Raw genomic sequence first — 22,887 nt, forward strand, 5'->3', positions numbered from 1 at the left:
AGCCATAACTTAGCGCCGAATCTGATGTTTTTCGTTCAACTGGCGGCTTCCGCGTTCTACGTGTGCAGTACGCGCCCGACGGACGCGCGGCACTGATGGAGGGCCGCTACCTGCGGGTCGCGCTCGATCATCCGCTCGCGACCCTGTTCGACTACCGCTGCGACGTGCAGCCGGCGCCCGTGCCCGGCACCCTCGTGCAGGTGCCGTTCGGCAAGCGGCTCGCGGTCGGGCTCGTCTGCGAAGTGTCCGCTCACACCGACGTGCCGGCCGGACGGCTGCGCGCGGTCGAATCCGTGTGCGCCGAGCTGCCGCCGCTGTCGCGCGAATGGCTCGATCTCGTGTCGTTCGCCGCCGATTACTACCAGCGCGGCCGCGGCGAAGTCGCGCTGCCGGCGCTGCCGCAGGCGCTGCGCGACGCCGGGCGGTGGGGGCGCCTGCTCGCGCCAGAGGTCCGCTACTGCCTGACCGGCGCGGGCCGCGCGGCGCTGCCCGATGCGCTGCCGGCGCGCGCGGCCGCGTTGCGGCGTCTCGCGCAGGCGCTGGCCGACGCCGATATGCTGACGCTGCCCGATGCGCGCGCGCTGCATCCGAAAGCCGTGGCGACGCTCGACGACTGGGCGGCGCGCGGCTGGGTCGCCGTCGAGGAGATCGGCTGGGCAGACGCGAATGCGATGCCGGTTGCCGATGACGCTGCGCCCGCGTCCGGCCGCGCGGCGTCGCCGCAACTGACCGACCAGCAGGCCGAGGCGCTCGACGCGATCCGCGCCGCGCAGGGCTTCGCGCCGTTCCTGCTGCATGGCGTGACGGGCAGCGGCAAGACCGAGGTCTATCTGCATGCGCTCGCGTCGCTGCTCGACGCGCGGCCCGGCGCACAGGCGCTGGTGCTCGTCCCGGAAATCAACCTGACCCCGCAATTCGAGGCCGCGTTTCGCGCGCGCTTTTCCGGCACGCTCGCGCCGGACGCGATCGTCACGTTGCACAGCGGCCTCGCGGAAGGCGAGCGCGCACGCAACTGGCTCGCCGCGCACACGGCGCGCGCGCGGATCGTGCTCGGCACCCGGCTCGCGGTGCTGGCGTCGCTGCCCGCGCTTGCGCTGATCGTCGTCGACGAGGAGCACGAGCCGGCGTACAAGCAGCAGGAGGGGCTGCGCTACTCGGCGCGCGACCTCGCCGTATGGCGCGCGAAGCAGCTCGGCATCCCGGTCGTGCTCGGCTCGGCGACGCCGTCGCTGGAGAGCTGGTGGCAGGCCGAGCAGGGCCGCTACACGCGGCTCACGCTGTCGCGGCGCGCGGTCGCCGAGGCGGTGCTGCCGACCGTGCGGCTGATCGACCTGGAGGAGGAGCGGCGGCGCGGCCGCGCGTCGACGGGCGGGCTGTCCGGGCCGCTCGTCGCGGCGCTGAAGGCGCGGCTCGCGCGCGGCGAGCAGAGCCTCGTGTTCCTGAACCGGCGCGGCTATGCGCCCGCGCTCGCGTGCGACGCGTGCGGCTGGGTGGCCGGCTGCACGCGCTGCAGTGCGTACGTCGTGCTGCACAAGCCCGAGCATGCGCTGCGCTGCCACCATTGCGGCTGGGAATCGCGCATCCCGCACGCGTGCCCGGAGTGCGGCAACGTCGACATCGCGCCGCTCGGGCGCGGCACGCAACGCGTGGAGGAGACGCTTGCCGACGCGGTGCCCGGCGCGCGCATCCTGCGGATCGACGCGGATAGCACGCGCCGCAAGGGCAGCGCGCAGGCGTTGTTTTCGGACGTGCATGCGGGCGAGGTCGACATCCTCGTCGGCACGCAGATGATTGCGAAAGGACACGATTTCCAGCGCGTGTCGCTCGTCGGCGTGCTCAATGCCGACACGGCGCTGTTCTCGCACGACTTCCGCGCGAGCGAGCGGATGTTCGCGCAGCTGATGCAGGTCAGCGGGCGCGCAGGGCGGGCGGGGCTGCCCGGCGAGGTACTGGTGCAGACGCGCTATCCGCGCCACGCGCTGTATCACGCGCTGGCGCGGCACGATTACGTTGGCTTCGCGAACGCGACGCTCGGCGAGCGGCGTGATGCGCACCTGCCACCGTTCGTCTACCAGGCGCTGCTGCGCGCGGAAGGGCGCACGCTGGAAGCGGCGCTCGCGTTTCTCCAGCACGCGGCGGCGGCGCTGCCGGGCCTGCCCGGCGCGGACCGCGTGACCGTCTACGACGCGGTGCCGATGACGATCGTCAAGGTCGCGAACGTCCATCGCGCGCAACTGCTGCTCGAAAGCGCGTCGCGGGCCGCGCTGCAGCATGCGCTGCGCGCGTGGCAGCCGGCGCTGCGCGCGCTGAAGGGCGTGCTGCGCTGGAGCGTCGAGGTCGATCCGCTCGATATCTGACGGGGTGGCGCGCGATCAGGGAAAACACTGATTCCCCTCACTGCGGGCAACTACTAGGTTGCAACAGGGTAAGCCGCTGATTATATTGGGTATTCCGTGGGTGCAACCTTTTATGGGATTGGGTTGCACCTTTTTATTGTGTGCCGTACGATTCGCGCATCTTTTCTCGTCATTGGCCGGCATTGGCCGGCGCAAGAAGGAATCATGGCAAGCACCACCTTAGGCGTCAAAGTCGACGATCTGCTCCGCGCGCGGCTGAAAGAGGCAGCGACGCGGCTCGAACGCACCCCCCACTGGCTGATCAAGCAGGCGATCTTCGCCTATCTCGAGCGCATCGAGCACGGTCAGCTGCCGCCGGAACTGTCCGGCCACACCGGCGTGACCGAGCTGGCCGACGGCCACGGCGACGCCGACGACGACAACGCGTCGCATCCGTTCCTCGAATTCGCGCAAAACGTGCAGCCGCAATCGGTGCTGCGCGCGGCGATCACCGCCGCGTACCGCCGCCCGGAGCCGGAATGCGTGCCGTTCCTGATCGGGCAGGCGCGCCTGCCCGCGCCGCTCGCGGCCGACGTGCAGACGATGGCCGCGAAGCTCGTCGAAGCGCTGCGCGAGAAGAGCACGGGCGGCGGCGTCGAAGGGCTGATCCACGAATTCTCGCTGTCGAGCCAGGAAGGTGTCGCGCTGATGTGCCTCGCGGAAGCGCTGCTGCGCATTCCCGATCGCGCGACCCGCGACGCGCTGATCCGCGACAAGATCAGCAAGGGCGACTGGCGTTCGCACGTCGGCCATGCGCCGTCGCTGTTCGTGAACGCGGCGACCTGGGGCCTGATGATCACCGGCAAGCTCGTCACGACGAACAGTGAGGCCGGCCTGTCGTCGGCGCTCACGCGCATGATCGGCAAGGGCGGCGAGCCGTTGATCCGCAAGGGCGTCGACATGGCGATGCGCCTGATGGGCGAACAGTTCGTCACCGGCGAAACGATTTCCGAAGCGCTCGCGAACAGCCGCAAGTACGAAGCGCGCGGCTTCCGCTACTCGTACGACATGCTCGGCGAAGCGGCGACGACCGAAGAGGACGCGCAGCGCTACTACGCGTCGTACGAACAGGCGATCCACGCGATCGGCAAGGCGGCCGGCAGCCGCGGCATCTACGAGGGCCCGGGCATCTCGATCAAGCTGTCGGCGCTGCACGCCCGCTACTCGCGCGCGCAGCAGGACCGCACGATGAGCGAGCTGCTGCCGCGCGTGCGCGCGCTCGCGCTGCTCGCCCGCCGCTATGACATCGGCCTCAACATCGACGCAGAGGAAGCGGACCGTCTCGAACTGTCGCTCGACCTGCTCGAAGCGTTGTGCTTCGATCCGGAACTGGCCGGCTGGAACGGCATCGGCTTCGTCGTGCAGGCGTACCAGAAGCGCTGCCCGTTCGTGATCGACTACCTGATCGACCTCGCGCGCCGCAGCCGTCACCGCCTGATGATCCGTCTGGTGAAGGGCGCGTACTGGGACACCGAAATCAAGCGCGCGCAGGTCGACGGCCTCGAGGGCTATCCGGTCTATACGCGCAAGATCTACACCGACATCTCGTATCTCGCGTGCGCGAAGAAGCTGCTCGCCGCGCCGGACGCGGTCTATCCGCAGTTCGCGACGCACAACGCGTTCACGCTGTCGGCGATCTATCAGCTCGCCGGCCAGAACTACTACCCCGGCCAGTACGAATTCCAGTGCCTGCACGGCATGGGCGAGCCGCTGTACGAGGAAGTGACGGGCCGCGACAAGCTGAACCGTCCGTGCCGCGTCTACGCGCCGGTCGGCACGCACGAGACGCTGCTCGCGTACCTCGTGCGCCGCCTGCTCGAGAACGGCGCGAACACGTCGTTCGTGAACCGCATCGCCGACAAGACGGTGTCGGTGACGGAACTGGTCGCCGATCCGGTCGACGAAGCGTCGAAGGTCGTGCCGCTCGGCGCGCCGCACGCGAAGATTCCGCTGCCGCGCAACCTGTACGGCGACGAGCGCCTCAACTCGATGGGTCTCGACCTGTCGAACGAGCATCGCCTGGCGTCGCTGTCGTCGGCGCTGCTCGCGAGCGCGCATCATCCGTGGCGCGCCGCGCCGATGCTCGCCGACGACGCGCTCGCCGCAGCATCCGCGCGCGACGTCCGCAACCCGGCCGACCAGCGCGACGTCGTCGGCGCGGTCAGCGAAGCGACGGCCGAGCACGTGAGCGCCGCGCTCGCGCATGCGGTGGCTGCCGCGCCGATCTGGCAGGCGACGCCCGTCGACGCGCGCGCCGACTGCCTCGCCCGCGCAGCCGACCTGCTCGAAGCGCAGATGCACACGCTGATGGGCCTGATCGTCCGCGAAGCCGGCAAGTCGCTGGCGAACGCGATCGCGGAAATCCGCGAGGCGGTCGATTTCCTGCGCTACTACGCCGCGCAGATCCGCGACGAATTCTCGAACGACACGCATCGTCCGCTCGGCCCGGTCGTCTGCATCAGCCCGTGGAACTTCCCGCTCGCGATCTTCATGGGCCAGGTTGCCGCCGCGCTGGCGGCCGGCAACACGGTGCTCGCGAAGCCTGCCGAGCAGACCCCGCTGATCGCCGCGCAGGCGGTGCGCATCCTGCGCGAGGCCGGCGTGCCGGCCGGCGCGGTGCAGCTGCTGCCGGGCGACGGCGAGACGGTCGGTGCGGCGCTGGTCGCCGACCCGCGCACCCGCGCGGTGATGTTCACCGGCTCGACCGAAGTCGCGCGCCTGATCAACAAGACGCTGTCGTCGCGCCTCGATCCGGACGGCAAGCCGATTCCGCTGATCGCCGAGACCGGCGGCCAGAACGCGATGATCGTCGATTCGTCGGCGCTCGCCGAGCAGGTCGTCGCCGACGTGATGCAGTCGTCGTTCGATTCGGCCGGTCAACGCTGTTCGGCGCTGCGCGTGCTCTGCCTGCAGGACGATGTCGCCGACCGCACGCTGACGATGCTGAAGGGCGCGATGCAGGAACTCGCGCTCGGCAACCCGGACCGCCTGTCGACCGATGTCGGCCCGGTGATCGATGCCGATGCGAAGCGCACGATCGACGCGCACGTCGCCGCGATGACGGACAAGGGGCACGCGGTCACGCAGATGCCGGCGCCGGACGCGTGCGCGCACGGCACCTTCGTGCCGCCGACGCTGATCGAGATCGGCAGCGTCGACGAGCTGAAGCGCGAGGTGTTCGGGCCGGTGCTGCATGTCGTGCGCTACCGCCGCAGCAGCCTCGACAAGCTGCTCGAGCAGATCCGCGCGACCGGCTACGGCCTCACGCTCGGCATCCACACGCGGATCGACGAGACCATCGCGCACGTGATCGATCGCGCGCACGTCGGCAACATCTACGTGAACCGCAACGTGATCGGCGCGGTGGTCGGCGTGCAGCCGTTCGGCGGCGAAGGGCTGTCGGGCACGGGCCCGAAGGCCGGCGGCGCGCTGTATCTGCAGCGTCTGCTCGCGACGCGTCCGGCGGGCCTGCCGCGTTCACTCGCCGCATCGCTGATCGCGGACGAGGGGATGGAAGGCGAGACGCGCAACAAGCCGTCGGCGGCGCTGACGGCGCTGCGCGACTGGCTGATCGAGCAGCGCGAGCCGGTGCTCGCGGCGCGCTGCGACGGCTATCTCGCGCAGGTGCCGGCAGGGGCGACCGCGGTGCTGGCGGGGCCGACCGGTGAGCGAAACACGTATACACTCGGCGCGCGCGGCACGGTACTGTGCGTGGCGGCAACGCCGAGCGGCGCGCGCGCGCAGTTTGCGGCGGTGCTGGCGACCGGCAACCGCGCGCTGTTCGCGGGCTCGGCCGGCGAGGCGCTGGTGGCTGCGCTGCCCGGGGCGCTGAAGTCGCATGCGAGCGTGCGCAAGCAGGCGGATGCGGCATTCGACGCGGTGCTGTTCGAAGGCGACAGCGACGAACTGCTGACGCTCGTGAAGGAGGTCGCGCAGCGGCCCGGCCCGATCGTGTCGGTGCAGGGCGTGTCGGTGGGCGCGTTCGAGAACGGCGACGCGGAAGACTACGCGCTCGAGCGTCTGCTGACCGAGCGCTCGGTCAGCGTGAACACCGCGGCGGCAGGCGGCAATGCGAATTTGATGACGATCGGCTAACCCATCCTTGCCGTTCGGATCAAACAAAGGAAGCGGCAGGGCGATCCCGATGCCGCTCCGTTTACACCTGGTACCTAGGAGAAGCTATGCAACACACGATGAAAAAGCTGGCAGGCGCGACCGCTGTCGCAGTCATGTCGCTGGCGGGGACGGCGCATGCTGATGACGTGAAGGTCGGCTATGCAGGGCCGATGACGGGTGCGCAGGCGCACTACGGCAAGGATATGCAGAACGGTATCGTGCTGGCGATCGAGGACTTCAACGCGACGAAGCCGATGATCGGCGGCAAGCCGGTGAAGTTCGTCCTCGACACGCAGGACGACCAGGCCGACCCGCGCACCGGCACGACCGTCGCGCAGAAGCTCGTCGACGACGGCATCAAGGGCATGCTGGGCCACTTCAACTCGGGCACGACGATCCCGGCATCGCGCATCTACGCGAATGCGGGCATTCCGCAGATCGCGATGGCGACCGCGCCGGAATACACGCAGCAAGGCTACAAGACGGCCTTCCGCATGATGACGTCCGACACGCAGCAAGGCTCGGTGGCGGGCGCGTTCGCGTCGAAGGATCTCGGCATGAAGAAGATCGCGATCGTCGACGACCGCACGGCGTACGGCCAGGGTCTCGCCGACCAGTTCGAGAAGGCCGCGAAGGCGGGCGGCGCGACGATCGTCGACCGTGAATTCACGAACGACAAGGCAGTCGACTTCAAGGCGATTCTGACCAAGCTGAAGGCGGCCAAGCCGGATCTCGTGTACTACGGCGGCGCGGACTCGCAGGCAGCGCCGATGGTCAAGCAGATGAAGACGCTCGGCATCGCCGCGCCGCTGATGAGCGGCGAAATGGTGAAGACGCCGACGTTCCTGAAGATCGCGGGCGACGCGGCGGATGGCACGATCGCCTCGCTGGCCGGCCTGCCGCTCGAAGAAATGCCTGGCGGCAAGGCATACGCCGACAAGTACAAGAAGCGCTTCGGCGAGGACGTGCAGACCTACTCGCCGTACTCGTACGACGGCGCGATGGCGATGTTCAACGCGATGAAGAAGGCGAACTCGACCGATCCGGCGAAGTACCTGCCGCTGCTCTCGAAGACCGACATGGCCGGCGTGACGTCGACGCACGTCGCGTATGACGCGAAGGGCGACCTGAAGAACGGCGGCATCACGATGTACAAGGTCGAAAAGGGCGAGTGGAAGCCGCTGAAGAGCATCGGCGGGAAGTAAGCCCGGCGATGTAGCGGGACGGCCGCGCGAAGCGCGGCCGCACCACCCGACGCCACCGGGGCGCGCAAGCGTCCGGTGGCGTTTTTATTTGCGGCAGGCGCATCCGCCGCGGTCGGAGCGACGTGCGGCGCGGCTGCCCGCATCACGCCGGATACGCGCGCTCGATCAGCGCGGCGACATCGATCCGCCGCGGATCGAATCCGCCCGCCACGCGCCCCCAGCCCGGCTCGCCGAGCCGCGTCGCGATGAACGCGTCGCCGACGGCGGCGGGCGCGTCGCGACGCAGCAGGCACGCCTGCGCGACGAGCGCGAGGCGTTGCGCGAATAGCCGGCCGCTCGCCTCGAGCGCGTCGGGCGCCGCGCCGAGCATCGCGCGCAGCGTGTCGAGCGCATCCCGAATCAGCGGATCGCCGGCGCTCATCCCGTCCAGCTCGTCGAACAGCGCGGCGGCCGCATCCGGCTCGCGAGAGATTGCGCGCAGCACGTCGAGGCACATCACGTTGCCCGACCCTTCCCAGATCGAATTGACCGGCGCCTCGCGGAACAGCCGTGCGATCGGGCCGTCGTCGACATAGCCGTTGCCGCCGAACACTTCCATCACCTCGCCGGTCAGCTCGACCGCGCGCTTGCAGACCCAGAATTTCGCGGCGGGCGTGACGATCCGCTTCCACGCCTGCTGGCGCGGCGTGTCGCCGTCCTCGAACGCCTCCGCGAGCCGCATCGCGAGCGCAAGCGCCGCCTCGCTCTCGAGCGTGAGATCCGCGAGCACCGTGCGCATCAGCGGCTGCGCGGCGAGCGCGCGGCCGAACGCATGGCGCTGGCGCGTGTACGCGATCGCCTGCACCACGCCTTGCCGCAGCATCGCCGCGCTGCCGAGCACGCAGCTCAGCCGCGTGTAGGTCGCCATCTCGATGATGGTCGGAATCCCGCGGCCCTCTTCGCCGAGCATGATGCCCCACGCGTCGTTCAGCTCGATCTCGCTGCTCGAATTGCTGCGGTTGCCGACCTTGTTCTTCAGGCGCTGGATCTCGACCGGATTCTTCGTGCCGTCGGGCCGCCAGCGCGGCACGTAGAAGCACGACAGGCCGCCCGCGGCGGTGCGCGCGACGACCAGGTGCGCGTCGCACATCGGCGCCGAGAAGAACCACTTGTGGCCGCGCAGCAGGTATTCGCCGCCGCGCCCGCCGGGGCCGGCCGGCGTCGCGCGCGTCGTGTTCGCGCGCACGTCGGAGCCGCCCTGTTTCTCGGTCATGCCCATGCCGAGCCAGATCGAGCGTTTCGCCGGCACCGGCACGTCGCGCGGATCGTAGGCGTCGCCGTAGAGCTTGTCGCGCAGCGCCTCCCACAATGCCGGCTCCTTTTGCAGCACCGGGATGCTGGCCTGCGTCATCGTCGCCGGGCACAGCGTGCCGGCCTCGATCTGGCCGTGCAGGTAGAAGCCGGCCGCCGTCGCCGCCCAGCGCCCGGGCCGCGTGTCGCGGAACGCGAGCGACACGAACCCGGCTTCGCGGTACATGCCGAGCAGCGCATGCCATGCCGGATGGAAATCGACGCGGTCGATCCGCCGCCCGCGCCGGTCGAATGCATTCAGCTCCGGCGGGTGGCGATTTGCGTCGTCGGCGAGCTGCGCGGTCTCGCTGCTGCCGAGCCGCGCGCCGTACGCGTCGAGCTGCGGCATCGCCCAGTCCGCGCCGGCGCGCGCGAGCGCCTCGCGCAGCGGCGCGTCGGTCGCCAGCAGGTTGTAGTCGGTGAGTTCGTCGAACTGGTTGGTGACGTCGTGGGTCGATCCGGTCATCGATGTGTCTCCTGTTGGCGCGAGTCAGCGCTTGCTCGACTTCCATGCAAATCTCATCTCGTCCTGATACCCAGAGTAGCAAATATGCCGACACGTCATGCCTGGGTTCCGGTGCCGGACGGGTGAGCGTGCGGAAAATCATCGCCTCACCCGTTCGGCAAACGCCGAGGCATGCCGTGCGGTCGGCAAGGGAAGCAGGAAGGGCGGCCTTCCCGCCCCGACAAGGATGTTCCCCGCGCATGACCGGGCGTGGCCGGCACGCGTTTCGGCGAGCCAAAGGTCACCAGTGCCATGAGGAAAACGCATGGCAGCCATGACGAACTTTCGATTGCCGGCCGATATTGGCTCGGGCTAAATCCTCGTCCATACCCGCGACGCATCGACGCCGCGTCCGCCAGAACCAGAAGGAGGAGTCATGCGAAGCGCCACCGCGCCCCGATCGAAGCTGCCCGACGTCGGGACGACGATCTTCACCGTGATCGGCCAGCTCGCCGCGCAGCACGACGCGCTCAACCTGTCGCAAGGCGCGCCGAATTTCGCGCCCGATCCGGCGCTGGTCGAAAGCGTCGCGCGCGCGATGCGCGACGGGCACAACCAGTACGCACCGATGGCCGGTGTGACGCAGCTGCGCGATGCGCTCGCCGACAAGACCGAGCGGCTCTACGGCGCGCGTTACGACCCGGCAAGCGAAGTCACGGTGGTCGCGAGCGCGAGCGAGGGGCTGTATGCGGCGATCAGCGCGCTCGTGCATCCGGGCGACGAGGTGATCTACTTCGAGCCGTCGTTCGACAGCTATGCGCCGATCGTGCGGCTGCAGGGCGCGACGCCGGTCGCGATCAAGCTGTCGCCCGGGCATTTTCGCGTCGACTGGGACGAGGTCGCCGCGGCCATCACGCCGCGCACGCGGATGATCATCGTCAATACCCCGCACAACCCGACCGCGACGGTCTTCTCCGAAGCCGATCTCGCGCGGCTCGCGCAGCTCACGCGCGAAACCGGCATCGTGATCCTGTCCGACGAGGTCTACGAGCACGTCGTGTTCGACGGCGCGCGGCACCAGAGCATGGCGCGACACCGCGAGCTGGCCGAGCGCAGCGTGATCGTGTCGTCGTTCGGCAAGTCGTTCCACGTGACCGGCTGGCGGGTCGGCTACTGCCTCGCGCCGGCCGCGCTGATGGACGAGATCCGCAAGGTGCACCAGTTCATGATGTTTTCGGCCGACACGCCGATGCAGATCGCGTTCGCCGAGAGGCTCGCGCAGCCGGACAGCTATCTCGGGCTGTCCGCGTTCTACCAGCACAAGCGCGACCTGCTCGCGCGTGAACTCGCTGACTCGCGCTTCGAGCTGCTGCCGAGCGAGGGCTCGTTCTTCATGCTCGCGCGCTTCAGGCATTTCTCGGACGAGCGCGACAGCGATTTCGTGCTGCGCCTGATTCGCGACGCGCGGGTCGCGACGATTCCGCTGTCCGCGTTCTACACCGACGGCACCGACGCCGGGCTGATCCGGCTGAGCTTTTCGAAGGACGACGCGACGCTGATCGAAGGCGCGCGCCGGCTGCGCGCGGTCTGACGCCGTTTCGCACAGCGTCGTCCGCTCAAGACCCACGATTCCAAGGAGATCACGATGAAGCACCTGAAACTCTGGCTCGCGCTCGCTTGCGCGTTCGGTTCCGGCGCGGCATTCGCCGACGCCCAGCAGACGCTGCGCTTCGGCGTGGAGGCTCAGTATCCGCCGTTCGAGTCGAAGGCGCCGAACGGCGACCTGCAGGGCTTCGACATCGACGTCGGCAATGCGGTGTGCCAGACGGCGAAGCTGTCGTGCAAGTGGGTCGAGACGTCGTTCGACGGGCTGATCCCGGCGCTCAAGGGCCGCAAGTTCGACGCGATCAACTCGGCGATGAACGCAACCGAGCAGCGCCGCCAGGCGATCGACTTCACGGCGATCATCTATCGCGTGCCGACCCAGCTGATCGCGCGCAACGGCAGCGGCCTCCTGCCGACGCCCGAGGCGCTGAAGGGCAAGCGCGTCGGCGTGCTGCAGGGCTCGATCCAGGAGACTTACGCGAAGGCGCACTGGGAGCCGGCGGGCGTCGCGATCGTCGCGTACCAGGACCAGAACCAGGCGTATGCGGATCTCGTCGCCGGGCGCGTCGACGGCACGCTCGTGCTCGCGCCGGCCGGCCAGCGCGGGTTCCTGTCGCGTCCGGACGGCAAGGATTTCGGCTTCGTCGGCCAGCCGGTGCGCGACGACCGGATTCTCGGCAGCGGCGTCGCGTTCGGGCTGCGCAAGGGCGACGACGCGCTGAAGGCGCGCCTGAATGCGGCGATCTCGAAACTGAAGTCGGAAGGGACGGTGAAGTCGCTCGGCCAGAAATACTTCGGCGACATCGACATCTCCGCGCAGTGAGCGGTTGCCCGCGCGTGGCGCGGTGCCGGTCAGCCGTCGGCCCGCCGCCGCCCCCGACGTTGCCGAATGTCACTCAACGTCACCTGACGTCACCCGACGTGTGTGCGCTTCGCGGCCGGGGCGACGGTTTCCATCGTCGCCAGGCCGTGGACGATTCCGCAATCCCCGACCGAATGCTCGCCGACACATTGCTCGCGCAGCGCGGTCAGTTGCCCGCGCAGGTGTGTGAGCTCCGCGAGCCGCGCATCGACGTGGCCGATGTGCGCATCGAGCAGCGCGTTGACCGAATCGCAGCGGTCGGTCGGCGTATCGGTCAGTCGCAGCAGCGCGCGGATCTCGTCATGCGTCATGTCGAGCGCGCGGCAATTGCGGATGAAACGCAGCCGCTCGACGTGGGTTTCCGTGTAGTTCCGGTAGTTCGCGTCGGTGCGCTCGGCATCGGGCATCAGGCCCTCTTTCTCGTAGAAGCGGATCGTTTCGGGCGTGCAACGCGCCGCTTTCGCCAGTTCGCCGATCTTCATACTTTTCTCCCGCCGAAGGGTTGACCCTGTAGTGGCTTCAGGGTGTTTACTGTACATCGTCAAGCCATTCAGGAGGTTGCGATGACCGAGGCCAAGCGCGCCCAGGACGAACGAGATACAGCGGCCGGCCACGCCGGCGCGTGCTGCGCGCACGACCACGACCACGACCATGCGCACGGTGACGCCTGCGCTCATGACCATGCGGAAGGCCACGGCCATGAGCACGTGCACGGTCACGCCTGCGCCCATGACCACGCGGCCGGCCACGACCATGCACACGCTCACGATCACGCCGACGGTGACTGCTGCGCGCCCGCCGCGCTCACGCTTGTGCCGTTGCCTGCCGCGCAGGCGACCGCGTCGGGCAACGTCCGTTCGGCATTCCGCATCATGCAGATGGACTGTCCGACCGAGGAGAGCCTGATTCGCAAGAAGCTCGGCGGGATGCGCGAGGTCGCGGCGCTCGAATTCAACCTGATGCAGCGGATGCTGACCGTCGACCACGCGCCGGGCGCGCAGGCGGCGGTGGCTGGTGCGATCCGTTCACTCGGCATGACGCCCGAGGCCGCGTCGGCGGATGCGCCGCCGTCCGCCGCCTTGCAGGCGGAGCCGGCCCGGCCGTGGTGGCCGCTCGCGCTCGCGGGCGTCGCGGCGCTCGCGTCGGAGGCGGCGACCTGGCTCGGCCTGCCGGTGTGGCTCGCGGCGGGACTGGCGTTAGGCGCCGTCCTCGCATGCGGCATCACGACCTACAAGAAGGGCTGGATCGCGCTGCGCAACGGCAACCTGAACATCAACGCGCTGATGAGCATCGCGGTGACGGGCGCAATGGCGATCGGGCAATGGCCCGAGGCGGCAATGGTGATGGTGCTGTTCACGATCGCCGAGCTGATCGAGGCGAAATCGCTCGATCGCGCGCGCAATGCGATCCAGGGATTGATGCGGCTCGCGCCGGATACCGCGACGGTGCGCCAGCCCGACGGCGCGTGGCGCACCGTCGAGGCCGCGCAGGTCGCGCTCGGCGCGATCGTGCGCGTGAAGCCGGGCGAGCGGATCGGCCTCGACGGCGAAGTCGTCGACGGGCGCTCGACCGTCAATCAGGCGCCGATCACCGGCGAAAGCCTGCCCGTCGACAAGGCGGCCGGCGACGTGGTGTTCGCGGGCACGATCAACGAAGCGGGCTCGTTCGAATACCGCGTCACGGCGGTCGCGGCGAACACGACGCTCGCGCGCATCATCCATGCGGTCGAGGAGGCGCAGGGCGCGAAGGCGCCGACGCAGCGCTTCGTCGACCGGTTCGCGCAGGTCTATACGCCGATCGTCTTCGCGATCGCGCTGCTGGTCGCGGTCGCGCCGCCGCTGGTCGCGGGCGGCGCGTGGCACGACTGGGTCTACCGCGCGCTGGTGCTGCTGGTGATCGCATGTCCGTGCGCGCTCGTGATCTCGACGCCGGTGACGATCGTGTCGGGCCTCGCGGCCGCGGCGCGACGCGGCATTCTCGTGAAGGGCGGCATCTATCTGGAAGAAGGGCGCAAGCTCGCATGGCTCGCACTCGACAAGACCGGCACGATCACGCACGGCAAGCCGGTGCAGACCGATTTCGAGATGCGGGCGGCGGATGTCGACGCCGCGCGCGTGCAGCATCTGGCTGCGAGCCTCGCCGCGCGTTCCGATCACCCGGTGTCGCAGGCGGTCGCGGCGGCCGGACGGGCGGCGGTCCCGCAACCGTTCGCCGACGTGCAGGACTTCGAGGCGCTCGTCGGGCGCGGCGTGCGCGGCACGATCGGCGGCGCCGGCTACTGGCTCGGCAATCACCGGCTCGTCGAGGAACTGGGGCGCTGCTCGCGCGCGCTGGAGGCGCAGCTCGACACGCTCGAGCGGCAGGGCAAGAGCGTCGTGATGCTGATTGACGACACGCGCGTGCTGGCGGTGTTCGCGGTGGCCGACACGATCAAGGACTCGAGCCGCGCGGCGATCGCCGAGCTGCACGCGCTCGGCATCCGGACGGCGATGCTGACGGGCGACAACCCGCACACCGCGCAGGCGATCGCGGGCCAGGTCGGCATCGACGACGCGCGCGGCAACCAGCTTCCCGAAGACAAGCTCGCGGCGGTCGAGGAACTGGCCGCGGGGCCGGGTGCGGTGGGCATGGTCGGCGACGGGATCAACGACGCGCCGGCGCTCGCGCGGGCCGACATCGGTTTCGCGATGGGCGCGATGGGTACCGATACCGCGATCGAGACCGCAGATGTCGCGCTGATGGACGACGATCTGCGCAAGATCCCGGCGTTCGTGCGGCTGTCGCGCACGACGCATCGCGTGCTGGTGCAGAACATCGCGTTCGCGCTCGGTGTGAAGCTGGTGTTTCTCGCGCTCACCGTCGCCGGTTTCGGGACGATGTGGATGGCGGTGTTCGCCGACGCGGGCGCGAGCCTGATCGTCGTCGGCAACGGGCTGCGCCTGCTGTCCTCCAACGGGATTGCCCGCGGCGCGCGCGCCGGCCAGTGACGCGCGTCAGCGCAGCGGCACGTGGATGTCGGTCAGCAGATCCTCGGGCGCGGTGGTGCCGGGCATGTTCACGTACAGCTCGAACGGCGGCGCGTCGGCGCCACCGCGGCCCGACTGCGGCAGCCATTCCCGGTACAGCCACCGGTACGCTTCCTTCATCTCCGGATAAGGCCCGCTGTGGCGCAGCACCGCGTAATCGCCGCCGCGCAGCGTGATGCGCACGACGGGCGGTGTGGCGTCGGTCGTCGCAGCCAGCGGGACGATGCACGCTTGCGAGCGGAGCTGCGCGGCCGGCACGGCATCCGGATTGTCGTGGAACACGCCGATCCAGCGCGTCGCCGCCGCGATCGATGCGCGGCTTTCCGGGAAGCGACGTCAGATTGGCGGAATCAGGTTCGAATCGCTTCATTTTTCCGCCTAAAGTTAATGACGGTGACGCCGGCTGAAGCCGTTATTTCCGTCATGTCGGTCATGCAGGTTCGCAGGAGCGGCAACGCACGTTTTCGAAGTACGCAGGTCGTTCGTCGATGTTCAATCGCAACACTCGTCACGCCACGTTTTCGGGAGAGAAGAAATGGATGCATCCAGCTTCATCACGTCGCTGCAGACCACGCTAGGGGGCTACCTGCCCAAGATCGCCGGCGCGATCGGCATACTGGTGATCGGCTGGCTGATCGCCGTGGCGGTGCGGGCGGGCACGCTCCAGCTGCTCGCCGCGCTGAAGGTCGACCGGCGCATCACCGAAAGCACGGGGCAGGGCGCGTACGTCGAGCGCATCGTCGCGGGCGGGCTGTTCTGGCTCGTGCTGCTCGTCACCGCGGTCGGCATCTTCAACGTGCTCAACCTGTACGCGGTCTCCAATCCTTTCTCGCTGCTCGTCACCCACATCGTCGACTATCTGCCGAACCTGATCGGCGGGGCGGCGCTCGCGCTGATCGCGTGGCTGATCGCGTCGCTGCTGCGCAGCGTCGCCGGCCGCCTGCTGAAGGCGGGCGGCCTCGACGACAGGCTGTCGGCGAGCGCCGGCATGCGTCCGATGAGCGGCTATCTCGGCGACGTGCTGTTCTGGCTCGTGATCCTGATGTTCCTGCCGGCGATCCTGTCCGCGTTCGCGCTGTCCGGCCTGCTCGCGCCGGTGCAGGGGATGGTCGACAAGCTGCTCGCGATCGTGCCGAACCTGTTCGCCGCGGCGGTGATCGGCTTCGTCGGCTGGATCGTCGCACGCGTGCTGCGCGGGCTCGTCACCAACCTGCTCGTCGCGGCGGGCGCCGACAAGCTGACGCAAAACCTCGAAAGCCCGACACCTGTGCGCGTGTCGAGCCTGGTCGGAACGATCGTCTATGTGTTCGTGTTCGTGCCGACGCTGATCTCCGCGCTCGACGCGCTGAAGATCGACGCGATCTCGCACCCGGCGACCAACATGCTCAACCAGTTCCTCGGCGCGGTGCCGGACATCGTCGCGGCCGTCGTGATCGTGCTCGTCACGTTCTACTTCGCGCGCTTCGTCGCGTCGCTCGCGCAGAAGCTGCTGGTCGCGGCGGGCGTCGACGGGCTGCCGGACGTGCTGGGCGTCGAGCGCGTGTTTGCCGGGATGCTGCAGCCGTCGCTCTTGGCCGCGCGCCTGATCGTGTTCTTCGCGATGCTGTTCGCCGCCGTCGAGGCCGCCAACCGGCTCGGCTTCACGCAGGTGCGCGACGTCGTCACGCTGTTCATCGAATTCGGCGCGCACGTGCTGATGGGGGGCGTGATCCTGGTGATCGGCTTCTGGCTCGCGGGCCTCGCACGCCGCGTGATCCAGCAGGCGGACCGCGAGCACAGCGTGCTGTTCGCGCGCATCGCGCAGTTCGCGATCCTCGGCCTCGTGTTCGCGATGGGGCTGCGCGCGATGGGCATCGCGAACGAGATCGTGCAGCTCGCGTTCGGCCTCGTGCTCGGCGCGATCGCGGTGGCGGTCGCGCTGTCGTTCGGCCTCGGCGGCCGCGAGGCGGCGGGCAAGCTGCTCGACCGCTGGTTCAACCAGCGCCGCGGCGGCGAATGAGCGGCGTGCGCGGCGCGCGATCCGATGGTGAGCGATCCAGATTGTCGCGCGTCACTGTCGCGCTTCGCGATGCGGGCGTTTGCGCCGGTGAAATGCCGGCGCGGACCTTTGCCGAATTTCGATAACACGTCGATTAATGACTCTCTAGCATCGATTCCCAGTTGCGCAGGCCGGCCTGCCGGGTTGATCCGGCAGGCGAGCGGCCCGCGATCCTTGAGGAGAACATCGATGAAAGCAGAGTCGAATGGCCGGCCCGCCGCCGGCAACGCAGCCGGCCAGCCCGCGCTGCAGCAGACGCTCGGAACCTGGCAGTTGTGGGGCATCGCGGTCGGTCTCGTGATCTCCGGGGAATACTTCGGCTGGAGCTACGGCTGGGCGAGCGCCGGCACGCTGGGCTTCGTCGTCACCGCGCTGTTCGTCGCGGCGATGTACACGACCTTTATTTTCAGCTTCACCGAGCTGACGACGTCGATCCCGCACGCGGGCGGCCCGTTCGCCTACGCCCGTCGCGCGTTCGGCCCGACGGGCGGCTTTATTGCGGGCGCGGCGACGCTCGTCGAATTCGTGTTCGCGCCGCCGGCAATCGCGCTCGCGATCGGCGCCTACCTGCACGTGCAGTTCCCGGGGCTGGAACCGAAGCACGCGGCGATGGGCGCGTATCTCGTCTTCATGGCGCTCAATATCGTCGGCGTGCAGATCGCCGCGACGTTCGAGCTCGTCGTCACGCTGTTCGCGATCTTCGAGCTGCTCGTGTTCATGGGCGTCGTGTCGCCGGGCTTCGCGTGGAGCCACTTCGCGAAGGGCGGCTGGGGCGGGGCAGATCACTTCAGCGTCGGCGCGTTCCACGGGATGTTCGCCGCGATTCCGTTCGCGATCTGGTTCTTCCTCGCGATCGAGGGCGTCGCGATGGCCGCCGAGGAAGCGAAGAACCCGAAGCGCTCGATCCCGATCGCGTACGTCGCCGGCATCCTGACGCTCGTCGTGCTCGCGATCGGCGTGATGGTGTTCGCGGGCGGCGCGGGCGACTGGACCCAGCTCGCGAACATCAACGACCCGCTGCCGCAGGCGATGAAGTACATCGTCGGCGCGAACAGCGGCTGGATGCACATGCTCGTGTGGCTCGGGCTGTTCGGCCTCGTCGCGTCGTTCCACGGGATCATCCTCGGCTATTCGCGCCAGATCTTCGCGCTTGCCCGCGAAGGCTACCTGCCGGAATGGCTCGCGAAGGTACATCCGCGCTTCAAGACCCCGTATCGCGCGATCATCGCGGGCGGCGTGGTCGGCATCGCGGCGATCTACAGCGACGAGCTGATCCAGTTCGGCGGCCAGACGCTGACCGCGAACATCGTGACGATGTCGGTGTTCGGCGCGATCGTGATGTATATCGTCAGCATGGCCGCGCTGTTCAAGCTGCGCCGCACGCAGCCCGGCATGGCGCGGCCGTTCCGCGCGCCGCTGTATCCGTACTTCCCGGCGTTCGCGATCGTTGCCGCGCTGATCTGCCTCGGCACGATGGTGTACTTCAACGGGCTGGTCGCGCTGGTGTTCGTCGGGTTCCTCGCGATCGGCTATGCGTATTTCCTGGCGACCCGCGCGCAGCGCGCGAGCGCGCCCGGCGACACGCTGCTGGAAGAATGAACGGCCGTCGACACGGCATCCGGCGCGCCCCGTGACGGGGCGCGCCGTCGGCTTTGCAAGGAGACTCGCACGATGTCCTGGACAGAGACGATCGGTCCGCGCACCTACCGGTTCGCCGACCTGAAGACGCTGCTCGCGAAGGCGAGCCCGCTGCGTTCCGGCGACCAGCTCGCCGGCGTCGCGGCGGCGAGCGAGGAGGAGCGCGTCGCCGCGAAGATCGCCCTGGCGGGCACGCCGCTCAAGGCGTTCCTGAACGAAACGGTGATTCCGTACGAGGACGACGAGATCACCCGTCTGATCGTCGACGATCACGATGCCCGCGCATTCGCCGGGATCTCGCACCTGACGGTCGGCGACTTCCGCAACTGGCTGCTGTCGGGCGCGGTCGACGCCGTCGCGCTCGAACGCATCGCACCGGGTCTCACGCCGGAGATGGTTGCCGCGGTGTCGAAGCTGATGCGCAACCAGGACCTGATCGCGGTCGCGCGCAAGCGCCGCGTCGTCACGCGGTTTCGCAACACGGTCGGCCTGCCGGGCCGGATGTCGGTGCGGCTGCAGCCGAATCATCCGACCGACGACGTGAAAGGCATCGCCGCGTCGATGCTCGACGGGCTGATGTACGGCTGCGGCGACGCGATGATCGGCATCAACCCGGCGACCGACAGCCTCGCCGCGATCGTCAGGCTGCTCGAGATGATCGACACGTTCCGCGAGCGCTACCGCGTGCCGACCCAGTCGTGCGTGCTCACGCACGTGACCAACACGATCGCCGCGATCGAGAAGGGCGCGCCGGTCGATCTGGTGTTCCAGTCGATCGCCGGCACCGAGAAGGCGAATGCGAGCTTCGGGATTTCGCTCGCGCTGCTCGCCGAGGCGCGCGAGGCGGCGCTGTCGCTCAGGCGCGGCACCGTCGGCGACAACCTGATGTACTTCGAGACGGGGCAAGGCAGCGCGCTGTCGGCGAACGCGCATCACGGCGTCGATCAGCAGACCTGCGAAGTGCGCGCATATGGAGTCGCACGCAAGTTCTCGCCGTTTCTCGTCAACACGGTGGTCGGCTTCATCGGCCCGGAATACCTGTACGACGGCAAGCAGATCATCCGCGCGGGCCTCGAGGATCACTTCTGCGGCAAGCTGCTCGGCGTGCCGATGGGCTGCGACATCTGCTACACGAACCACGCGGAAGCCGACCAGGACGACATGGATACGCTGCTCACGCTGCTCGGCGCGGCTGGCATCAACTTCATCATGGGGATTCCCGGTGCGGACGACGTGATGCTGAACTATCAGAGCACGTCGTTTCACGATGCGTTGTACGTGCGCGAGCTGCTCGGCCTGCGCCGCGCGCCGGAATTCGAGGAGTGGCTGGAGACGATGGAGATCGCCGACGCGCGCGGCGCGCTGCTTCCCGCGTCGCCGCGCCAGCCGCTGCTCGCGGGTGCGAACGAATGGATGGGGCTTTCCGCATGAGCGATGCCGTCGACAAGAATCCGTGGGGAGAGCTGAAGGCTTTCACGAACGCGCGGATCGCGCTCGGCCGCGCGGGCAACAGCCTGCCGACCGCGCCGCTGCTCGCGTTCAACCTGTCGCACGCGCAGGCGCGCGACGCGGTGCATCAGCCGCTCGATGCCGACGCGCTGCGGCGCGCGATCGAAGCGGCAGGCTTCCCGACGCTCGGCGTGCAGAGCGCCGCGCCGGACCGCCAGCATTACCTGCGCCGGCCGGACCTCGGCCGCACGCTGTCCGATGACGGCCGCGCGCTGCTCGCCGGCTACGGCGCCGCGCTCGACGACGCGCCCGATGTCGTGTTCGTCGTCGGCGACGGGCTGTCGGCATTCGCGGCGGAGAAGCAGGCGCTGCCGCTGCTGCAGGCGGTGCGGCCGCGGCTTGACGCGGATGGCTGGCGGATCGGGCCGGTCGTCGTCGCGCGGCAGGCGCGCGTCGCGCTCGGCGACGAGATCGGCGAGCTGCTTCGCGCGCGGCTCGTCGCGATCCTGATCGGCGAGCGGCCCGGCCTGAGCTCGCCGGACAGCCTCGGCGTCTATCTCACTCATGCGCCGAAGGTCGGCTGCCATGACGCGCAGCGCAACTGCATCTCGAACGTACGGCCCGAGGGGTTGCCATACGACGCGGCTGCGCACAAGCTGCACTACCTGATGACGCATGCGCGGCGCCTGGGCCTGACGGGGGTCGGGCTGAAGGACGACAGCGATGCGCTGCTGCCGGATGCAGACGCAAGCGTGGGACGGCTCGGCCCGGCGTGACGACGCGGCTGCGTCGTCAGCCCGCCGATCGCTGTTTGAAATTGGAGCGTCCCGTTCCGGGCGGATCAGTAGTGCTGTTCAAGATTGGAGCAGATGCCGGACGGTGGGGCACCTGCCCCGCCGCACAGGCCTGCATCCACCGTGGTTTTTCCGTTTGGCACGCATGTTGCTGATGCATGAACGCGCAACAGGCGCAGCAATCCGACAAGCATGATGACCAGGAGACACGTGATGAACCCGTTTGACCTGAAGCAGCTGGGCCTCGACGTCGACTATCCGTACCGTCAGCAGTACGACAATTACATCGGGGGCAAGTGGGTTCCTCCGGCCAGCGGCGAGTATTTCGACAACGTCTCGCCGATCAACGGCAAGCCGTTCTGCCGCGTGCCGCGCTCGAACGCCGCCGACATCGAGGCCGCGATCGACGCCGCCCATGCCGCACGGCGCAAGTGGAGCAAGACCTCGGTGGCCGAGCGCGCGAACCTGCTGCTGGCCGCGGCCGACCGCATGGAACAGCACCTGAAGCTGCTCGCCGTCGCGGAAACGATCGACAACGGCAAGCCGCTGCGCGAGACGATGGCCGCCGACCTGCCGCTCGCCGTCGACCACTTCCGCTATTTCGCGGGCTGCATCCGCGCGCAGGAAGGCGGGATCTCGGAAATCGACGACAACACGGTCGCGTACCACTTCCACGAGCCGCTCGGCGTCGTCGGCCAGATCATTCCGTGGAACTTCCCGCTGCTGATGGCGGCCTGGAAGCTCGCGCCGGCGCTCGCGGCCGGCTGCTGCGTCGTGATGAAACCCGCCGAGCAGACCCCGGCTTCGGTGCTCGTGCTGATGGAGCTGATCGGCGACCTGTTCCCGGCCGGCGTGGTCAACATCGTCAACGGCTTCGGCAAGGAAGCGGGTGAAGCGCTGGCGACGAGCAAGCGCATCGCGAAGATCGCGTTCACCGGCTCGACGCCGGTCGGCAAGCACATCCTGCGCTCGGCGGCCGAGAACCTGATCCCGTCGACGGTCGAGCTGGGCGGCAAGAGCCCGAACATCTTCTTCGCCGACGTGCTGGACCAGGAAGACGCGTTCCTCGACAAGGCGCTCGAAGGGCTCGCGATGTTCGCGTTGAACCAGGGCGAGGTCTGCACCTGTCCGTCGCGCGTGCTGATCCAGGAGTCGATCTACGACCGCTTCATCGAGAAGGCGGTGGCCCGCGTCGAACGCATCAAGGCCGGCCACCCGCTCGACATGCAGACGATGATCGGCGCGCAGGCTTCGCAGCAGCAGCTCGACAAGATCCTGTCGTACATCGACATCGGCCGCGGCGAAGGCGCGCAATGCCTGACGGGCGGCGAGCGCTCGGCACCGGGCGCGGATCTCGGCACGGGCTTCTACGTGAAGCCGACGATGCTGCTCGGCAACAACACGATGCGCGTGTTCCAGGAAGAGATCTTCGGGCCGGTGGCGTCGGTGATGACGTTCAAGGACGAGCAGCACGCGATCGAACTGGCCAACGACACGTACTTCGGCCTCGGCGCCGGCGTCTGGACGCGCAACGGCACGCGCGCATACCGGATGGGCCGCGAGATCGAGGCGGGGCGCGTGTGGACCAACTGCTACCACCTGTACCCCGCGCACGCGGCGTTCGGCGGTTACAAGCAGTCGGGCATCGGCCGCGAGACGCACAAGATGGCGCTGTCGAACTACCAGCAGACGAAGTGCCTGCTCGTCAGCTACCAGGCCGAAGCGCTCGGGTTCTTCTGATCGCCGGGCTCCGCGCCGACGTTGGCGCTCGCTGGGCCGCCGTGGCGGCGGCCCAGCGGTGAAGGATGGATACGGATCGGCGTGCACTGCGCGCGGGTTCGTCTGCCGCGCGCGTTGCCGGCGACGCGCGCGGCCGTGAGATGAGGCGGCGACCCGCCTTGGCGCCGGTCAGGCGGGGTTCGCCATGGAAGATTCGACTTCAATCTGTGTTCGGCACTTCGTGCCGACCTCCCGCGCGCGGCAC

The 22,887-nt window shown here is 68.8% G+C and carries 14 protein-coding genes; 11 read left to right on the top strand and 3 right to left on the bottom strand.

Annotated elements, in window-relative coordinates; all coding sequences use genetic code 11:
• Positions 1 to 95 precede the first annotated feature (95 nt).
• From LIG30_RS00615 to LIG30_RS00625, 3 genes are all read left to right on the top strand, one after another.
• Positions 96 to 2,357: a primosomal protein N' gene (locus LIG30_RS00615; RefSeq protein ID WP_038708829.1), complete on the top strand. Its 2,262-nt coding sequence runs from the start codon at positions 96 to 98 to the stop codon at positions 2,355 to 2,357.
• 204 nt (positions 2,358 to 2,561) lie between these two features.
• Positions 2,562 to 6,491 carry a trifunctional transcriptional regulator/proline dehydrogenase/L-glutamate gamma-semialdehyde dehydrogenase gene (gene putA, locus LIG30_RS00620; protein WP_038708742.1) on the top strand — a complete coding sequence of 1,310 codons (3,930 nt, stop codon included), beginning with the start codon at positions 2,562 to 2,564 and terminating at the stop codon, positions 6,489 to 6,491.
• Between the two features lie 86 nt (positions 6,492 to 6,577).
• Complete coding sequence (locus tag LIG30_RS00625; protein WP_038708744.1) at positions 6,578 to 7,717, top strand: branched-chain amino acid ABC transporter substrate-binding protein; 1,140 nt, start codon at positions 6,578 to 6,580, stop codon at positions 7,715 to 7,717.
• Positions 7,718 to 7,859: 142 nt separating this feature from the next.
• On the opposite strand, the gene LIG30_RS00630 is transcribed toward LIG30_RS00625, so the two are convergent.
• Complete coding sequence (locus LIG30_RS00630) at positions 7,860 to 9,512, bottom strand: acyl-CoA dehydrogenase family protein (protein ID WP_038708746.1); 1,653 nt, start codon at positions 9,510 to 9,512, stop codon at positions 7,860 to 7,862.
• Between the two features lie 415 nt (positions 9,513 to 9,927).
• On the opposite strand from LIG30_RS00630, the gene LIG30_RS00635 reads away from it, so the two are divergent.
• Together LIG30_RS00635 and LIG30_RS00640 are read left to right on the top strand one after the other, a co-directional pair.
• Entirely contained in the window at positions 9,928 to 11,082 is a 1,155-nt protein-coding gene (locus tag LIG30_RS00635) for a pyridoxal phosphate-dependent aminotransferase (protein WP_038708748.1), read from the top strand.
• Positions 11,083 to 11,136: 54 nt separating this feature from the next.
• The gene (locus LIG30_RS00640; protein WP_038708749.1) at positions 11,137 to 11,919 is read left to right on the top strand and encodes an ABC transporter substrate-binding protein; all 783 of its coding nucleotides are present in this window, start codon (positions 11,137 to 11,139) and stop codon (positions 11,917 to 11,919) included.
• A gap of 89 nt (positions 11,920 to 12,008) precedes the next feature.
• Here the strand turns inward: LIG30_RS00640 and cadR are convergent, their stop codons facing one another.
• The gene (gene cadR, locus LIG30_RS00645) at positions 12,009 to 12,440 is read right to left on the bottom strand and encodes a Cd(II)/Pb(II)-responsive transcriptional regulator (RefSeq protein ID WP_038708751.1); all 432 of its coding nucleotides are present in this window, start codon (positions 12,438 to 12,440) and stop codon (positions 12,009 to 12,011) included.
• Between the two features lie 81 nt (positions 12,441 to 12,521).
• Here cadR and LIG30_RS00650 point away from each other — a divergent pair, with 81 nt between their 5' ends.
• The gene (locus LIG30_RS00650) at positions 12,522 to 14,945 is read left to right on the top strand and encodes a heavy metal translocating P-type ATPase (RefSeq protein WP_038708752.1); all 2,424 of its coding nucleotides are present in this window, start codon (positions 12,522 to 12,524) and stop codon (positions 14,943 to 14,945) included.
• 6 nt (positions 14,946 to 14,951) lie between these two features.
• Here LIG30_RS00650 and LIG30_RS00655 read toward each other — a convergent pair whose 3' ends face one another.
• A complete protein-coding gene (locus LIG30_RS00655) occupies positions 14,952 to 15,293 on the bottom strand; it encodes an AraC family transcriptional regulator (protein WP_083493837.1) in 342 nt (113 codons plus the stop codon).
• Between the two features lie 226 nt (positions 15,294 to 15,519).
• Between LIG30_RS00655 and LIG30_RS00660 the strand changes: the two genes are divergently transcribed.
• From LIG30_RS00660 to exaC, 5 genes are all read left to right on the top strand, one after another.
• Positions 15,520 to 16,983, top strand: a complete 1,464-nt coding sequence (locus LIG30_RS00660; protein ID WP_038708753.1) for a mechanosensitive ion channel — start codon at positions 15,520 to 15,522, stop codon at positions 16,981 to 16,983.
• A 228-nt stretch (positions 16,984 to 17,211) separates the two neighbouring features.
• Positions 17,212 to 18,621: an ethanolamine permease gene (eat, locus tag LIG30_RS00665; protein WP_038708755.1), complete on the top strand. Its 1,410-nt coding sequence runs from the start codon at positions 17,212 to 17,214 to the stop codon at positions 18,619 to 18,621.
• Positions 18,622 to 18,693: 72 nt separating this feature from the next.
• On the top strand, positions 18,694 to 20,091 hold the full coding sequence (locus LIG30_RS00670) for an ethanolamine ammonia-lyase subunit EutB (RefSeq protein WP_038708757.1): 1,398 nt from the start codon (positions 18,694 to 18,696) through the stop codon (positions 20,089 to 20,091).
• The gene (gene eutC / locus LIG30_RS00675) at positions 20,088 to 20,885 is read left to right on the top strand and encodes an ethanolamine ammonia-lyase subunit EutC (protein ID WP_038708759.1); all 798 of its coding nucleotides are present in this window, start codon (positions 20,088 to 20,090) and stop codon (positions 20,883 to 20,885) included. The genes LIG30_RS00670 and eutC overlap by 4 nt, the downstream gene beginning before the upstream one ends.
• 231 nt (positions 20,886 to 21,116) lie before the next feature.
• Complete coding sequence (exaC, locus tag LIG30_RS00680; protein ID WP_038708761.1) at positions 21,117 to 22,643, top strand: acetaldehyde dehydrogenase ExaC; 1,527 nt, start codon at positions 21,117 to 21,119, stop codon at positions 22,641 to 22,643.
• The last annotated feature ends 244 nt before the right edge of the window (positions 22,644 to 22,887 follow it).

Origin of the sequence: Burkholderia sp. lig30 (genome assembly GCF_000687455.2) — a bacterium.
Lineage (GTDB): Bacteria > Pseudomonadota > Gammaproteobacteria > Burkholderiales > Burkholderiaceae > Burkholderia.

Excerpts from the sequence above, each read along its gene's own strand:
- LIG30_RS00640 (WP_038708749.1), top strand. The coding sequence starts at position 11,137 with ATGAAGCACCTGAAACTCTGGCTCGCGCTCGCTTGCGCGTTCGGTTCC.
- LIG30_RS00670 (WP_038708757.1), top strand. The coding sequence starts at position 18,694 with ATGTCCTGGACAGAGACGATCGGTCCGCGCACCTACCGGTTCGCCGAC.
- eutC (WP_038708759.1), top strand. The coding sequence starts at position 20,088 with ATGAGCGATGCCGTCGACAAGAATCCGTGGGGAGAGCTGAAGGCTTTC.
- cadR (WP_038708751.1), bottom strand. The coding sequence starts at position 12,440 with ATGAAGATCGGCGAACTGGCGAAAGCGGCGCGTTGCACGCCCGAAACG.
- LIG30_RS00660 (WP_038708753.1), top strand. The coding sequence starts at position 15,520 with ATGGATGCATCCAGCTTCATCACGTCGCTGCAGACCACGCTAGGGGGC.
- LIG30_RS00615 (WP_038708829.1), top strand. The coding sequence starts at position 96 with ATGGAGGGCCGCTACCTGCGGGTCGCGCTCGATCATCCGCTCGCGACC.
- exaC (WP_038708761.1), top strand. The coding sequence starts at position 21,117 with ATGAACCCGTTTGACCTGAAGCAGCTGGGCCTCGACGTCGACTATCCG.
- LIG30_RS00635 (WP_038708748.1), top strand. The coding sequence starts at position 9,928 with ATGCGAAGCGCCACCGCGCCCCGATCGAAGCTGCCCGACGTCGGGACG.
- LIG30_RS00650 (WP_038708752.1), top strand. The coding sequence starts at position 12,522 with ATGACCGAGGCCAAGCGCGCCCAGGACGAACGAGATACAGCGGCCGGC.
- LIG30_RS00630 (WP_038708746.1), bottom strand. The coding sequence starts at position 9,512 with ATGACCGGATCGACCCACGACGTCACCAACCAGTTCGACGAACTCACC.
- LIG30_RS00625 (WP_038708744.1), top strand. The coding sequence starts at position 6,578 with ATGCAACACACGATGAAAAAGCTGGCAGGCGCGACCGCTGTCGCAGTC.
- putA (WP_038708742.1), top strand. The coding sequence starts at position 2,562 with ATGGCAAGCACCACCTTAGGCGTCAAAGTCGACGATCTGCTCCGCGCG.
- eat (WP_038708755.1), top strand. The coding sequence starts at position 17,212 with ATGAAAGCAGAGTCGAATGGCCGGCCCGCCGCCGGCAACGCAGCCGGC.